Origin of the sequence: Pseudomonas sp. B5(2017) (assembly GCF_002112825.1) — a bacterium.
Lineage (GTDB): Bacteria > Pseudomonadota > Gammaproteobacteria > Pseudomonadales > Pseudomonadaceae > Aquipseudomonas > Aquipseudomonas putida_Z.
Map to the genome: position 1 here is coordinate 392,654 of NZ_NEIR01000001.1, position 13,348 is coordinate 406,001.

The following is a 13,348-nucleotide window of genomic DNA, read 5'->3' on the forward strand; positions in this document are numbered from 1 at the left end:
TCAGGAGGTCAAGGTACTCAACGCTCTACCGGCCAGATAACCGAATGTCATCCCCGGCCCCAAGGTAATACCGCCACTCGGGTAATATCCGCCCATCACACTGTCCATGTCGTTGCCCACCGCATATAACCCGGGGATCGGCCGCGCCTCGCGGTCCAGCACCCGGGCCGAGGCATCCGTGCCCAGGCCGGCGAACGTACCCAGGCTGCCCGGCAACAGTTTCACAGCGTGGAACGGCCCGTGCAGCAGTGGCCGCAGCGACGGATTGGGGGCTTGCAACGGCTCGCCCTGCGCCCGGTTGTAGGCCGATACACCGCGCCGGAAAAGCGGATCTTCACCTTGGGCTGCATGGTGGTTGAAGTCGTGCACCGTGCGCTGCAACTGCGCAGCGTCGATCCCGCAGCGCTGTGCCAGTTGCGCCAGCGTGCGACCGCTGTGCAGGTAACCGCAGCGTTGATAGTGGCGGGTGGGGAAAGGGAAGGGCTTGGCCCAGCCGATTCCATAGCGCCGTTGCGCGGCATGGTCGCAGATCAACCAGGCTTCCGGCGCTTCACCCTGCGGCGTGGCGGCGAACAGCGCGTTCATGAAGTCGTGGTAGCAATCGGCCTCGTTGACGAAGCGCCGGCCATTGCGGCGCACGGCGAGGAAACCGGGCTTGGCGCGATCGATCAAGTGCGGGAAATGGCCGAAACTGCCATCGCTGCGCGGCACCCGCGACACAGGTGCCCAGGCCCCCGCATGGGTCGCAGTCGTCTGGACCAGGCCACCGGCCTGTTCGCCCAGGCGCAGGCCGTCGCCGCTGTTTTCCCATGGCGCGGCGGAGTAGTGCTGGTCACCGTCCGGCGCATGCGGCATCAGTTGCGCGATGCGCTGGCGATCATGCGCAAAGCCACCGCAGGCCAAAACCACACCGCGGCGGGCATGGATCAGCTGGCCGTCGGCAAACTGTGCGCCGCTGACCCGGCCTTCGCCCAGCAGGCGATTGGCCGGCTTGTCGGTCAGCAGCGTCACGCCAAGGTTCAGGGCGCTGCGCAGCAGCCGTGCCACCAGGGCGTTGCCATTGACCAGTTGCAGGCCGCGCCGGTGCAGCAGCAGGTCGCGGCCATGGCGCAGCAGGCGCTTGCCCACATGCAGCGCGGCCGTGGGCGAGCGCGTGGCGTTGAAGAAGGCGGCCATGTCGGCACCGCCGGCAATGCCCATGCCGGCCAGGCTGACGATGTCCAGCGGTGGGCGCAGCTTGTGCAGCCAGGGCCCGAGCAGGCGCCCGTCGTATGGCAGCGCGCACAGCGAACGGCCACCGCGCGCGCTGCCGTCGCCTTCGCGCATGTCGGGCATGCGGCTGCCGCACTGGAACTGTACGGCAGTGTGTTGCTGGAAGAACGCCACCATCTCCGGGCCATGGTGCAGGAAGGCGCGCTGGCGCGGGTCCAGTTCGCTGACATGGGTTTGCGCGCGCAGGTAGCGCTCCGGCGCATCGTCGGTCTCGACGATGCCTTCGGCAATGGCCAGCGGGTTGCGCGGTATCCACAGCCAGCCCCCCGACCAGGCGCTGGTGCCGCCCAGTTGGCTGGCTTTTTCCGCGACGATCACCTGCAGGCCGTGATGGGCGGCAGTAACGGCGGCAGCCAGGCCAGAGGCACCGGAGCCGATGACGAGTACGTCACATTCGAGGGGTTGCATGGTGGGGTTCCGCTCAGGCGTTGGAGGAAGGTTTTACTGCAGCGGCGAAAAACCGGTGGGCCGCAGCATTCGCGACTGCAAGTGCAGCACCGCGCCCAGCTCGCGGTTGCGCCGTGAGAACTCGGCCCAACGCGGGTCCGCTGCCATGGCTGCGCGGCGTGCCATGCGCTCGTCGAGGCTGGCATAACCCCAGATATGCACCACTTGGTTGACCTCGCCGAACTCGCTGGTGAAAAAGCCGACCAGGTTACCGAGATGCTCGCTTTGCACCTCCAGCGCGTGGCTTTGGTACAGGCTCAGCCAATCGCCCATTTTCAGTGGGTCGAGGGTGTAGGTTCTCAGTTCGTAGTACATGCTGGAGTCTCCATGGGGGTGGTTGGCGCCTGCAGGCGCGCGGCGATGTGGTTGGCAGCGAGCCAGCCGAAGGTGAGGGCAGGGCCCAGGGTGATACCGGGGCCGGGGTAGGTGCCTTTCATCAGCGAGTTCATGTCGTTGCCGACTGCATACAGCCCGGCAATCGGCTGGCCATCGCGGTTCAGCACGTTGGCCCGGGCGTCGGTCACCAGGCCGCGGGCCGAGCCGAGGTCGCCGGTGTGGATGCGGATGGCGTAGAACGGGCCGCTGGTCAGCGGCGCCAGGCATGGGTTGGGCGTGTGTTGCGGGTCGCCCATGTAGCGGTTGTAGCTGTTGCCGCCTTTGCCGAACGCGCGGTCGATGCCGTTGCGGGCGTCGGCGTTGAACTGCTCCAGGGTCTGCATGAATACCTGTGGGTCGACGCCAATGGCCTCGGCCAGGGCCTGCGCTGTTGCGGCGCGGTGCAGGTAGCCGGCGTCGATCAATGCCTGGTTGTCCACCGGCTTTGGCCGCGCCAGGCCCAGGCCGTAGCGGTTCATCGCCTCGGCATCGCAGACCAGCCAGCAGCTGGCAATGCCTTTGGCGAACATGGTCTGCACGAAGTGGTGGTAGGAATCGGACTCGTTGACGAAGCGTCGCCCGTCCTGGCTCACCGCGATCACGCCCGGCTTGGCGCGGTCGGTGACCAGGTGCGGGAAGCGCTCATGCTCGCCACTGGCATGGCGCAGTTCAGAAACCGGTGCCCAGAAGAAGTTGGCCACCAGGCCCTCACCCTGAGCTGCGGCCACGGCTTGGCCAAGGCGCAGGGCAGCGCCGTCATTGCTGGGCGGTGACATGGTCAGGTGCGGCGCTTGCCGGGCCGGCCGGTAGCTGTCGGCCAGCGCGCCTGCAGCGAACCCGCCCATGGCGCACACCACACCGCCCCGGGCCAGCACCCGTTCACGGCGCCCTTCGCGTTGCACCACCACGCCGGTGACCACGCCGCGTTCGACGATCAGCTCCAGGGCTTCGCTGCGTAACCACAGCTGCGTGCCATGGGCGAAGGCGCTGCTGGCCAGGCGGGCAATCAAGGCGTTGCCGGTGGTAAGCCGCGTGCCGCGCGGGTGATGCAGACGGTCCCGCGCATAACGCGCCATCAGCTTGAAGCAATGCCACAGCGACCGGGGCGAGCGGCGGATACTGAGGAAATGCTGGATATCCACGCGGTTGACCATCATGCCGCCGAACAGCAACATGCCGGGCGGCGGCATCTGCAGGTCCTTGAAGTACGGGCCGAGCTGCTTGCCATCGTACTCGACCATCTCCAGCGCCCGGCCAAACTGGGTGGCACCGGGGGCGTCCGGGTAGTAGTCCGGCGAGTGCGGGCGCAGGGCGTAGCGCAGTTCGGTGTTCTGCTCCAGCCAGCGCAGCGCCTGGTGGCCATGCTCGATGAAGGCGTCGACCAGGGCGGGGTCGTAGCCGTCGCCGATGACCTGCCGAAGGTAGGTGCGAATGGCCTCGGGGGAGTCCACCGCACCGGCGGCGCGGGCTTGATCGGTACCGTAGAGCCACACCGCCCCGCCGGAAATCGCCGAGGTGCCGCCAAAGTGTTCGGCCTTTTCCACCACCAGCACTTTCAGCCCATGGCGCGCGGCCGTGGCGGCAGCGGTAAAGCCACCGGCGCCGCTGCCCAGCACGACCAGGTCAAAGTTGTGTTGCGCGTGTTCATGCGTCGGCATGGCTTTCAGATCTCCAGCGGCGTGACGCCCATGAAGGCGCCCAGGTGGCCGAGCTGGGCGAAGGCCATTTCCGGTCCGGTCTGGACCGCGCAGCCAACCTGGCGTGCCCGGTTCAGCAGCGGGGTGATCTCGGGCGAGGTGACCACGTCGGCGACCAGGGTTTCGGCTTGCAAGGTGGCGAGCAGGGCGGCAGGCAGCGGCAGCTCCGCGCTGCCGCCCATGCCGACAGGGGAGGCGTTGACCAGCAGGTCGAAGCCTTCCAGCCCGTCGACCCGGGTGGCAAGTTCGACCGCGGGGAAGGCATTGCCGAGCAGCTCGCACACAGCGCCCATGCGCACAGTGCTGGGGTCGCTGAGGGTGATGCTGGCGATGCCGGCCTCGCCCAGCGCATAGGCGATGGCACTGCCGACCCCGCCACAACCGATCACCAACGCACGCTTGCCCGCCGGCTCGAAGCCATGTTTGCGCGCAGCACCGAGGAAGCCGGCGCCGTCCACGTTGTCGCCCAGCAGGCGACCGTCTTGCTCACGGCGAACTACATTGACCGAGCCCAGCGCGGCTGCGCGCTCGCTCAGGCCGTCCAGGCGGCTGGCCAGGGCCTGCTTGTACGGCACGGTGACCACGCAACCGCGCAGGTTCTGCCAGCCACGCAGGGTGCCGGCGAAGGTATCCAGCGCGGCCTCATGCAGGTCGATGGGCAGCATGGCGAGGTTGCAGTTGTTGTTGGCGAACCAGGTGTTGAAGTTTTCGGGGGACTTCACCTGGGCAATGGGCGAACCGACGATGGCGACCAGTTCAGTGGAACCACGAATCATGCTGAACTCCTTATTGGCGTTGTTATGCAGGCCAAGGGTGAGGCAAGGGGGCGTGGGCAACAATGCGCTGATCGGGCGTTTAATGCGATAATCGCATCCTTGATCCGGTTATCGCGGTAATCGGCTGTATTTGCCCTGCTTGCGAGTCGAATAGATGAACACCCCCGCTATCCACCCCCGTGACCTGATCGCCGGCTTGCAGAAGGGCCTGGCGCTCATGCAGCTGTTCAGCGCCGAGCAGCCGCGCCTTAGCGTGCCGCAGGCGGCCAGGTTGTCCGGCCTTACCCCCAGTGCCGCGCGGCGGTTTCTGTTGACCTTGGTGCACGAAGGGTTTGCCGAAACCGACAGCCGTGAGTACTGGCTTACGCCCAAGGCGCTGCGCCTTGGCCAGGCGTATGTGGACTCGGCACAACTGCCGCGCATGCTGCGGCCGATCGTCGAGCAGGTGGCGCGGCAGACCCAGGAGCATGTGTCGGTAGGTACCCGTGATGGTGACGAGATCATCCACCTGGTGCGCAGCCGTTACAGCCATGTGGCCTCGTTGTCGATCCGGCCGGGTTCGCGGGTGCCGATGTATTGCACCGCCGGCGGGCGCGTCTGGCTGGCCTGGCTGGATGAGGGGGAGCGGGATGCCTACTTTGCGCGTAACCCGCTGCGAGGGTTGACGCCTTATACGCAGACGGACCGGTTACAGCTGGAGGCGGAGTTGCTGCGGGTGAAGGAGCAGGGATTCTGTATCGTGGACCAGGAGTATGAAATCGGCATGCGCGTGCTGGGTGTGCCACTGCTGGACCGGGCTGGCCGGCTGAAAGCGACGTTGACCATCACCACCCATGCTTCGCGGTTGAGTGTGGATGAAATACGCTTGCGGTATCTGCCGACCCTGTACGAGGCCCAGGCGTTGTTGCGGCCGGTGCTGGATTGAGGTGTCAGGGTTTGGAGGTGTGTTGCCTTCTTCGCGGGAAACTCGATCTCATAGAACTGAACATGATTCATTGAGCTAGCCGGGACCCTGTGGGAGCGGCTTCAGCCGCGAACACCGGCGCAGCCGGTGCCATGCACCGCGCTGGATTCTTCGCGGCTAAAGCCGCTCCCACAGGGTACGCGGACCGACAGCGCAGCCCAAAGGGGCGGGAGCGGCCCAGGCCCTCGGCTTATCGCTCGATCTGGCGGTTCCAGCGCGCGTTCCATTCGGGGCGCTGGGTGTTGACCTGGTCCCAGTCGATGGTCACGGCAGTCTGCAGGTAGGTCTGCATGGCTTCGACCTGGCCACGGGTCTTGTCACTGGTAGGTGTGTTGGGGTTGGACGGGATCTGGTCACCCAGCTCCAGGGCCGGCGACTGCGCCTCGGGGCTGAGCAGGAACTCGGCGAGCTTCTGCGCAAGCTCCGGCTGGTCGTTGTTGGCCGTGACGCATTCGGCCTGGTTGAGCACCACGGCACCTTCCTTGGGCGCGGCGTACTCCACCGGGATGCCTTTGAGCTTCAGCGCCGTCACCTGGGTGGGGGTGAGCGGGAACAGCGCGGCTTCGTCGGTTTGCACCATTTCCGAGAGCTTGGCCGAATTGGGGATGTACTCCAGCACGTTCGGGCCCACGTTCTTCTGCCAGGCCGTGAAGCCCGGGTTGACATCGGTATCGCTGCCGCCGTGCAGGCGGTTGTACATCAGGAAACCATGCAGGCCGAAGGTGGACGATGCCATCGACTGGAACACCACCTTGTCCTTGAAGCGCGGGTCGGCCAGGTCGTTCCAGGAGGTGGGCGCTGCCCAGCCATTGGCCTTGAACAGGCGGCTGTTGTAGGCAAGCCCGGTCACGCCCAGGCTGACTGCGGCGGCCTTGTCCTTGATCAGGGCCTTTTCCGGCAACTGGGCCAAGGTCGGGTTGGGTTTGAGTGTGCTGCACAGGCCCATGCCGATGGCGCGGTACATGATGCCGTCATCCAGCACCATCACATGGATCGACGGCTTGTTCGGCGTGGCCTGGACCTTGGCCAGGATGTCGGCCGAGGTGCCGGGGACAATCACCACCTTCACGCCGTTGGCCTGCTCGAACTTTGGCAGGATATTGTCGCTGAACAGCCGTTCCATGGTGCCGCCGTTCATGCCCAGGTAAAGCGTGGGTTGGGCCATGGCGGGCAGGCAGGCGAACAGGCCGGGCACGGTGCAGAACAGGGCGAGCAAACGTTGCTTGTGCGTCATGACAGGTTTTCCTTGTGGTGGTTGGGCTGAAAGCGGTTGATGGAAAAAGCCGCAAGGCTGAGTGCCGGCGCGCCGTGCAGGATGCATTGCGCCAACGCTTCACCGGCAGCCGGGCCTATCTGGAAGCCGGCACCGGCAAAGCCGAAACCATGCAGCAGGCCGGGCTGGTGCAGGCTGGGGCCGAGCACCGGTTCGTCATCGGGCAGGTAGCCTTCGGTGCCGCTCCAGGTGCGAATGGCCTGGGCGCCGGCCAGTGCCGGGTACAGCTCGGTGGCATTGCGCAGGATGTCGAGCACTGCGGCCTGGCCCGGGCGTGCGGTGGTCGGGGTAAGGGCAAAACCGCGCCCGCCGCCCAGCACGCAGTTGCCACGCGCCACCTGGCGGGCGTAGATGCCGCCGCCTTCGACCCCGGTGCTGGCGGTCATGAACAGCGGCAGCGGCTCGGTCACCAGCATGGCGGGGTGGGCCGCGGTCAGCGGCACCGGCTCGCCGAACTGCTCGGCCAGTTGCGCCGACCAGGCGCCGGCGCAATTCAACAGCCAGGGCGCCTTGAAGCCTTGGCCGCTGCTGGTGCTTACGCTGAAATGGTGGCCGTCGTGCCCCACCTCCAGCACTTTGCACTGCTCATGCACCTGGGCGCCGCTGCGTCTGGCCGCCTGGGCGAAGGCCGGTGACACCAGCCGTGGGTTGGCATGGCCGTCCTCGGGGCAGTACGAGGCGCCGACAGCGATATCGCCCACCCAGGGGAAGCGCTGGCGCAGTTCGCGTCGTTCAAGCAGTTGCAGGCGAAGGTCAAAAGCCTGGGTACGCCGGGCATAGGCCTTCAAGGCATCGAAGTCGGTTTCGCTGCGGGCCAGCTTCAGGTGGCCGCTGCGGGCGTATTCGCCATCGATGCCGATCCAATCGCGCAGATTCCCCCAGATGGCATGGGCGCGCATCGACAACGGCAGCTGGGCCAACGAGCGGCCCTGGCGGCGCACACCGCCGTAGTTCACCCCGCTGGAGTGCGAGCCGCAGAAGTCGCGTTCCAGCAATGCCACTTGCCGACCAGCGCGGGCCAGGGTCAAGGCCGCGCTGCTGCCGATGATGCCGCCGCCGACGATGATGGCGTCCACTTCGATCAACTTCATGGTTTTATCTCCAGGCCAAAGGGCAGGGGCTTGACCGGTGCCTGGCCACGCAGGCGCCCTACCTGGTCAATGGCCCGACCACTTTCGCAGGCGATCAACTCGGCGGCAGCGGCACCGCACACTCGGCCCTGGCAGCGGCCCATGCCGACTCGGCACATGGCCTTGACCCGGTTGATTTCCCAGTGCCCGGCACGCACGGTGGCGCGGATTTCCCCGGCGCTGATCTGTTCGCAGCGGCACACGGTGAGATGGTCCGGGGCTTGGCGGGCCCACTGCTCGGGAAATGGAAAGGCCTGCTCCAGCCCTTGGCGGAAGCGCTGCAAGGTGGCCAGGCGCCTTTCCAGTTGCTGCTGGCGCTGCGGGTTGCCGGGCTTGCCGAGGTCGGCCAGCAGTGTCAGGGCGGCCAGTTCACCGCTCATCTCGGCACCGTCGGCACCGAGGATGCCGGCACCGTCGCCTGCCAGGTACACGCCGGGGCTGGTGGCCCGGCCCTGGGCGTCACGTACCGGTAGCCAGGCGCGGTTGAGCGCGCTCCAGGCGAACTGGCAACCCAGCAGGTCGGCCAGTTGGGTTTCACTGCGCAGGGCGTGGGCGAATGCCACGGCGTCGCACGGCAGGTCGTGTTGCTGGCCATTGTGCAGCCAGCGCACACCGCTGGCGCGTTGCTCGCCGTCGATACCCAACAGGGTCACGCCCTGGTGCACCGGCACACCCTTGCGGGCCAGCCAGGCTCGGTAGTACAGGCCCTTGGCAAAGGTGCCCGGTTGCAGAAGCAGGCGTGGCAGGGCACGCACCTGGGCGCTGAACGGTGAGGTGTCGAGCACCGCGCTGACCGTGGCACCGGCCTTGGCGTACTGGTAGGCCACCAGGTACAGCAGCGGCCCGCTGCCGGCCAGCACCACCCGTTCACCGATCGCGCAGCCCTGGAACTTCAGGGCGATTTGCGCAGCGCCCAAGGTATAGACCCCAGGAAGGGTCCAGCCGGGTATCGGCAACACCCGGTCGGTGGCACCGGTGGCGACGATCACCCGGTCGAACGCCAGGCGGTCGGCCAGTTGGCCCTGTTGCAAGGTGTCCAGCACTTGCTGCTCGGCGTTCCATACCAGGGTGTCCGGGCGGTAGTCGACCTGCCCGCGCAGTTGCTCGAGGGTGGCGTGCACGGCTTGCGCCTTTCCTGCCTCGAAGCCGTACAACGCTTTGGCCGAGCGGCGAAAGTTGGCCGGCTGCTGGCGGTAGATCTGCCCGCCGCCGCGGCTGGCTTCGTCCAGCAGCACCGGGCGCAGGCCGTGGGCTACCAGGGTTTGCGCGGCGCGGATGCCGGCCGGGCCGGCACCGATGATCACGATCGCACTCATGGCTGACGCCCCGGGTCGCGGGTCACGCACTGGCCCGGTTCCAGAAAGGTCGAGCAGGCGCGTACCCGGCGGCCATCCTGCAGGCGTACCCAGCAGTCCTGGCAGGCGCCCATCAGGCAGAAGCCGGCGCGTGGTTCGGCGCTGAAGTCGCTGCCGCGCAGGTGCCCGGCATTGGTCAGGATGGCAGTCAGCAGGGTATCGCCGCTCATGCCTCTGGCCGGTTGGCCGTCGAGCAGGAAGGGCACAGGCTCGCGGTCGTGTTCGGCCACGCGCTTGAACAGAGGCATGGGGGCATTCCTTGTCATTGCTTGCCCACCAGCACGCGGTCCAGGCCATATACGCGGTCCAGGGCGACCATGGTCAGGGCGGTGACGGCGATCACCAGCGCCGAGACGGCGGCCATCATCGGGTCGATGGATTCGGTGGCGTATACGTACATGCGCACTGGCAGGGTCTGGGTGGCAGGCGAGGTGACGAAGATCGACAGGGTCACTTCGTCGAAGCTGTTGATGAACGCCAGCAGCCAGCCGCCGGCCACACCGGGCAGGATCATCGGCAGGGTGACCTTGCAGAACAGCGTGACCCGGCCAGCACCCAGGCTTTGCGCGGCCTGCTCGGCGCTGCGATCGATACCGATGGCTGCAGCCAGTACCAGGCGCAGCACGTAAGGGGTGATCACCACGACATGGGCGAACACCAGCCAGGCGAAGCTGCCATTGACCCCCAGCAAGGCGAACAGCCGCAGCAAGGCCACACCCAGCACCAGGTGCGGGATGATGATCGGCGACAGCAGCAGGCCGTTGAGAAAGCCTTGGCCGGGGAAGCTGTAGCGGGTGATCGCCAGGCCCGCCGGCACGGCGATCAAAGTGGCCAGCGAGGCAGCCAGGGCCGCGAGTTTCAGGCTGTTGTAGAACGCATCGAGGAAATCGGCACGCTCGAACACGGCGCTGAACCAGCGCAGCGAGAAGCCGGCGGTGGGCAGGCTCAGGGTGTTTTCCGGGGTGAATGCCACCAGGCACACCACCACCAGCGGGGCGAGCATGAACAGCATCACCAGGGCGTGAAAGGAAAGGGCCAGCGGGCCGTTACGGGTCATCGGTTCAGACTCCAAGTGCGCGTTTGTAGCGGCGTTCGACCAGCCGGTTCCAACTGAGCATCACCAGCAGGTTGATCAGCAGCAGGGCCACGGCGATGGTGGCACCCATCGGCCAGTTCAGTTCGGCCAGGTACTGGTCGTAGATCATGGTGGCGACCATCTTCAGCCGGCGCCCGCCCAGCAGACCGGGGATGGCGAACGAACTGGCGGCCAGGCCGAACACGATCAGCGTGCCCGACAGCACGCCGGGCATGATCTGTGGCAGCACGATGCGGCGGAACACCGTCCACTGGCTGGCACCCAGTGACAGCGCGGCTTGCTCGGCAGCCGGGTCGAGCTTCTGCAGCGAGGTCCACACCGGGATGATCATGAACGGCAGCATCACGTGGACCAGGCCGATGATCACCGCAAAGGGCGTATACAGCAGCTTCACCGGCTGCCCGCCGAGGGCAGTGATGCCCTGGTTGACCAGGCCGTCGGCGCCCAGCAGCAGGCTCCAGCCGAAGGCCCGCACTACCACCGAAATCAGCAGCGGGGTCAGCACCAGGATCAGGAAGATCGAGCGCCACGGCGCGCCCATGCGGCTGAGCACCAAGGCCTCGGGGATGCCGATCAGCACGCAAAGCAGGGTGACCATGGCGCTGATCCAGAAGGTGCGGAAGAAGATCTCGTAGTAGTAGGTGTCGGTCACCAGGCTCAGGTAATGGCCGAGGGTGTACTGGCCGGCCTGGATGCCGCTGCTGTAGTCGAACGCGTTGAACGACAGCAGCACGGTCAGCCCCAGTGGCACCACCAGCAAGGCCAGGAACAACAGCAGCGCGGGGCTGCTGAGGCCGTAGCCCCAGGCGCTGCTGCGCAGCTTTGCCGCGCTCATGCCGCCACCTCGCCAGCGTTCAGTACCCGCAGCAGGGCATCGTTCCAGTCCAGGCCGACCTGTGTGCCTTCATCCAGCGGTGTGTTGCCGTCGTTGGCACGCACCACGGCCAGGTTGCCCAGAGCGGTGTCGACCCGATACAGCCACTGGCTGCCGAGGAAGTAGCGGCAGCTGATGCGGCCTGCGAGCTTGCCGCTACCGGCCGGGCCGAGGCTGATTTTTTCCGGGCGCAGGCTGAGGGTCAGCGGGCCCTGGGCATTCGCCTGCGGTTGCCCGCCGGGGCCGGTTACGCCGCGCAGGCGGTTGGCCTTGCCGACAAAGTCGGAAATGAAGGGCGTACCCGGGTGTTCGTAGAGGCGGTAGGGGTCATCTACCTGGGTGATGCGCCCGGCCTCCATCACCACCACCCGGTCGCTGATCGACAAGGCCTCGGCCTGGTCGTGGGTGACCATCAAGGTGGTAATGCCGACCTCGTTCTGGATGCGACAGATCTCGAACTGCATTTCTTCACGCAGGTGGGCGTCCAGGTTGGACAGCGGTTCGTCCAGTAGCAGTACCGGCGGTTCGATCACCAGTGCGCGGGCCAGGGCCACCCGCTGACGCTGGCCGCCGGAGAGTTCGCGCGGGTAGCGCTCGGCATGCTTGTCCAGACGCACCAGCGCCAGGGCCTGGTCGACCCTGCGGGCGATGTCGGCGTTGGCCACCTTGCGCATGCGCAGGCCAAAGGCGACGTTGTCGCGCACGGTCATGTGCGGGAACAGCGCGTAGCTCTGGAACACCACGCCCAGGCCTCGGCTGGCCGGCTTGGCGTGGGTGATGTCGCGGCCGTCGAGGACAATGCGGCCGCTGGTGACCTCGACGAAGCCGGCAATCATTTGCAGGGTGGTGGTCTTGCCGCAGCCCGAAGGGCCAAGCAGGGAGACGAACTCGCCTTTCTCGATGGCCAGTGACGAGCTGGCCACTGCCTCCGTGGCGCCATAGCGCTTGCAAAGCTTGTCGATCAACAGAAAGGTCATGGCTGTGCTCCATCGCAAACGGAACCGGGGTCAACCGGCAGTTTCAGGGTGGGCAGAGCGCCAGCGGCGAAAAGCAATGCTTTTACGGACGTTGGCGCTCGCTTCTGTGGCGGCGGCCGATGTTGTGATATCGCCCTATGGACCGGAGAGTAGGGCAATGATTAGGATGGCGACAAAGGGTAATTTCACTGGGTGACAGCTATTTTGAAATTATTCCACTGAATGGAATTTTTAAGGGTTTGACGAAAAATGGATTCCGATAAGCGAAATGAGCAGGCCAAGGAAGTAGGTGTCAGTGCGGTGTCGCGTTTGTTCGCCGTGTTGCGTGCGCTGGGAGAATGCGGCGGCGAGGGCGAGAAGGTCAGCCAGCTGGCGCAGCGGGTTGGCCTGGCGCAACCCACAACCCACCGCCTGCTGCGCAGCCTGATTGAAGAAGGCATGGTCGATCAGTGCGCGACCAGCAAGCGCTACCGGCTGAGCCTGGATTTTTTTGCCTTGGCGGCCAAGGCCGGGCAAGCCGGCAACCTGCGCGATGTGGTGCGCCCCAGCTTGCTGCGGTTGTCGGCCTCGCTGGGCGATTCGCTGTTCCTGCTGGCGCGCTCGGGGTTCGATGCGGTGTGCCTGGACCGCAGCGAAGGGCCATACCCGATCCGTACCTTCACCGGCGATATTGGCGGCCGTGTGGCCTTGGGGGTGGGGCAGGGCAGCCTGGCAATCCTGGCCTTCCTGCCGGAGGAGGAGCGCGACGAGGTGATCCGCTACAACCTGCCGCGGCTGAAGGATTTCCACCATTACGACGAAGTCATGCTGCGCGCCGAAATCGACAATGTGCGCAGCCTCGGCTATGCCGGGCGTAATACCGGAGTGCTCGATGGCATGGCCGGCCTGGCGGTGCCGATCCTCGATCGTAACGGCCATGCGGTGGCGGCCCTGAGCGTGGCGACCATCAGCGACCGCCTGGGGCCCAACCGCATGCCGACCGTGGTGGCGCTGCTCAAGCGCGAGGCGGCGGCGATTGGCGAGCGGGTCAACCCGTTCGACCCGGTGCTGCGTCGGCCTTCGCATGTGTTTGGTTGAGCTGCAGGCCCGGAGAACTCAGTACGCAAGCGGTC

The 13,348-nt window shown here is 66.3% G+C and carries 13 protein-coding genes; 2 read left to right on the top strand and 11 right to left on the bottom strand.

The features are described 5' to 3' along the window. Genes CAG00_RS01800 through CAG00_RS01815 form a run of 4 tightly spaced genes read right to left on the bottom strand, consistent with a single transcriptional unit; the run spans position 1 to position 4,567 of the window. Positions 1-1,680: an FAD-dependent oxidoreductase gene (locus CAG00_RS01800; RefSeq protein ID WP_085663310.1), complete on the bottom strand. Its 1,680-nt coding sequence runs from the start codon at positions 1,678-1,680 to the stop codon at positions 1-3. Between the two features lie 33 nt (positions 1,681-1,713). Beyond that, complete coding sequence (locus CAG00_RS01805) at positions 1,714-2,034, bottom strand: NIPSNAP family protein (protein WP_085663311.1); 321 nt, start codon at positions 2,032-2,034, stop codon at positions 1,714-1,716. Continuing rightward, entirely contained in the window at positions 2,019-3,752 is a 1,734-nt protein-coding gene (locus tag CAG00_RS01810) for an FAD-dependent oxidoreductase (RefSeq protein ID WP_085663312.1), read from the bottom strand. Before CAG00_RS01810 ends, CAG00_RS01805 begins: the two co-directional genes overlap by 16 nt. A 5-nt stretch (positions 3,753-3,757) precedes the next feature. Next, positions 3,758-4,567 (bottom strand): shikimate dehydrogenase, encoded by an 810-nt coding sequence (locus CAG00_RS01815; protein WP_085663313.1) that lies wholly within the window; start codon positions 4,565-4,567, stop codon positions 3,758-3,760. Positions 4,568-4,721: 154 nt separating this feature from the next. Here CAG00_RS01815 and CAG00_RS01820 point away from each other — a divergent pair, with 154 nt between their 5' ends. Further along, on the top strand, positions 4,722-5,492 hold the full coding sequence (locus CAG00_RS01820) for an IclR family transcriptional regulator (protein ID WP_025339626.1): 771 nt from the start codon (positions 4,722-4,724) through the stop codon (positions 5,490-5,492). Positions 5,493-5,721: 229 nt separating this feature from the next. Here CAG00_RS01820 and CAG00_RS01825 read toward each other — a convergent pair whose 3' ends face one another. From CAG00_RS01825 to CAG00_RS01855, 7 genes are read right to left on the bottom strand one after another with little or no spacing between them, the layout of a single operon-like run. Further along, positions 5,722-6,765: an ABC transporter substrate-binding protein gene (locus CAG00_RS01825; protein ID WP_013972112.1), complete on the bottom strand. Its 1,044-nt coding sequence runs from the start codon at positions 6,763-6,765 to the stop codon at positions 5,722-5,724. After that, positions 6,762-7,895, bottom strand: coding sequence for an FAD-binding oxidoreductase (locus CAG00_RS01830; protein WP_085663314.1), 1,134 nt, complete (start codon positions 7,893-7,895; stop codon positions 6,762-6,764). Before CAG00_RS01830 ends, CAG00_RS01825 begins: the two co-directional genes overlap by 4 nt. Then, a complete protein-coding gene (locus CAG00_RS01835; RefSeq protein WP_085663315.1) occupies positions 7,892-9,250 on the bottom strand; it encodes an NAD(P)/FAD-dependent oxidoreductase in 1,359 nt (452 codons plus the stop codon). Before CAG00_RS01835 ends, CAG00_RS01830 begins: the two co-directional genes overlap by 4 nt. Further along, a complete protein-coding gene (locus CAG00_RS01840) occupies positions 9,247-9,537 on the bottom strand; it encodes a (2Fe-2S)-binding protein (protein ID WP_025339623.1) in 291 nt (96 codons plus the stop codon). The genes CAG00_RS01835 and CAG00_RS01840 overlap by 4 nt, the downstream gene beginning before the upstream one ends. 14 nt (positions 9,538-9,551) lie before the next feature. Next, a complete protein-coding gene (locus tag CAG00_RS01845) occupies positions 9,552-10,346 on the bottom strand; it encodes an ABC transporter permease (RefSeq protein WP_025339622.1) in 795 nt (264 codons plus the stop codon). 4 nt (positions 10,347-10,350) lie between these two features. Further along, positions 10,351-11,220: an ABC transporter permease gene (locus tag CAG00_RS01850; RefSeq protein ID WP_085663316.1), complete on the bottom strand. Its 870-nt coding sequence runs from the start codon at positions 11,218-11,220 to the stop codon at positions 10,351-10,353. Then, the gene (locus tag CAG00_RS01855; protein ID WP_085663317.1) at positions 11,217-12,236 is read right to left on the bottom strand and encodes an ABC transporter ATP-binding protein; all 1,020 of its coding nucleotides are present in this window, start codon (positions 12,234-12,236) and stop codon (positions 11,217-11,219) included. The genes CAG00_RS01850 and CAG00_RS01855 overlap by 4 nt, the downstream gene beginning before the upstream one ends. A 249-nt stretch (positions 12,237-12,485) precedes the next feature. On the opposite strand from CAG00_RS01855, the gene CAG00_RS01860 reads away from it, so the two are divergent. Further along, a complete protein-coding gene (locus CAG00_RS01860; RefSeq protein ID WP_085618551.1) occupies positions 12,486-13,313 on the top strand; it encodes an IclR family transcriptional regulator in 828 nt (275 codons plus the stop codon). The last annotated feature ends 35 nt before the right edge of the window (positions 13,314-13,348 follow it).

Bases quoted from the DNA above. Each gene is read 5' to 3' on its own strand.
- CAG00_RS01840 (WP_025339623.1), bottom strand. From the start codon at position 9,537: ATGCCTCTGTTCAAGCGCGTGGCCGAACACGACCGCGAGCCTGTGCCC.
- CAG00_RS01800 (WP_085663310.1), bottom strand. From the start codon at position 1,680: ATGCAACCCCTCGAATGTGACGTACTCGTCATCGGCTCCGGTGCCTCT.
- CAG00_RS01805 (WP_085663311.1), bottom strand. From the start codon at position 2,034: ATGTACTACGAACTGAGAACCTACACCCTCGACCCACTGAAAATGGGC.
- CAG00_RS01845 (WP_025339622.1), bottom strand. From the start codon at position 10,346: ATGACCCGTAACGGCCCGCTGGCCCTTTCCTTTCACGCCCTGGTGATG.
- CAG00_RS01855 (WP_085663317.1), bottom strand. From the start codon at position 12,236: ATGACCTTTCTGTTGATCGACAAGCTTTGCAAGCGCTATGGCGCCACG.
- CAG00_RS01825 (WP_013972112.1), bottom strand. From the start codon at position 6,765: ATGACGCACAAGCAACGTTTGCTCGCCCTGTTCTGCACCGTGCCCGGC.
- CAG00_RS01815 (WP_085663313.1), bottom strand. From the start codon at position 4,567: ATGATTCGTGGTTCCACTGAACTGGTCGCCATCGTCGGTTCGCCCATT.
- CAG00_RS01860 (WP_085618551.1), top strand. From the start codon at position 12,486: ATGGATTCCGATAAGCGAAATGAGCAGGCCAAGGAAGTAGGTGTCAGT.
- CAG00_RS01830 (WP_085663314.1), bottom strand. From the start codon at position 7,895: ATGAAGTTGATCGAAGTGGACGCCATCATCGTCGGCGGCGGCATCATC.
- CAG00_RS01850 (WP_085663316.1), bottom strand. From the start codon at position 11,220: ATGAGCGCGGCAAAGCTGCGCAGCAGCGCCTGGGGCTACGGCCTCAGC.
- CAG00_RS01835 (WP_085663315.1), bottom strand. From the start codon at position 9,250: ATGAGTGCGATCGTGATCATCGGTGCCGGCCCGGCCGGCATCCGCGCC.
- CAG00_RS01820 (WP_025339626.1), top strand. From the start codon at position 4,722: ATGAACACCCCCGCTATCCACCCCCGTGACCTGATCGCCGGCTTGCAG.
- CAG00_RS01810 (WP_085663312.1), bottom strand. From the start codon at position 3,752: ATGCCGACGCATGAACACGCGCAACACAACTTTGACCTGGTCGTGCTG.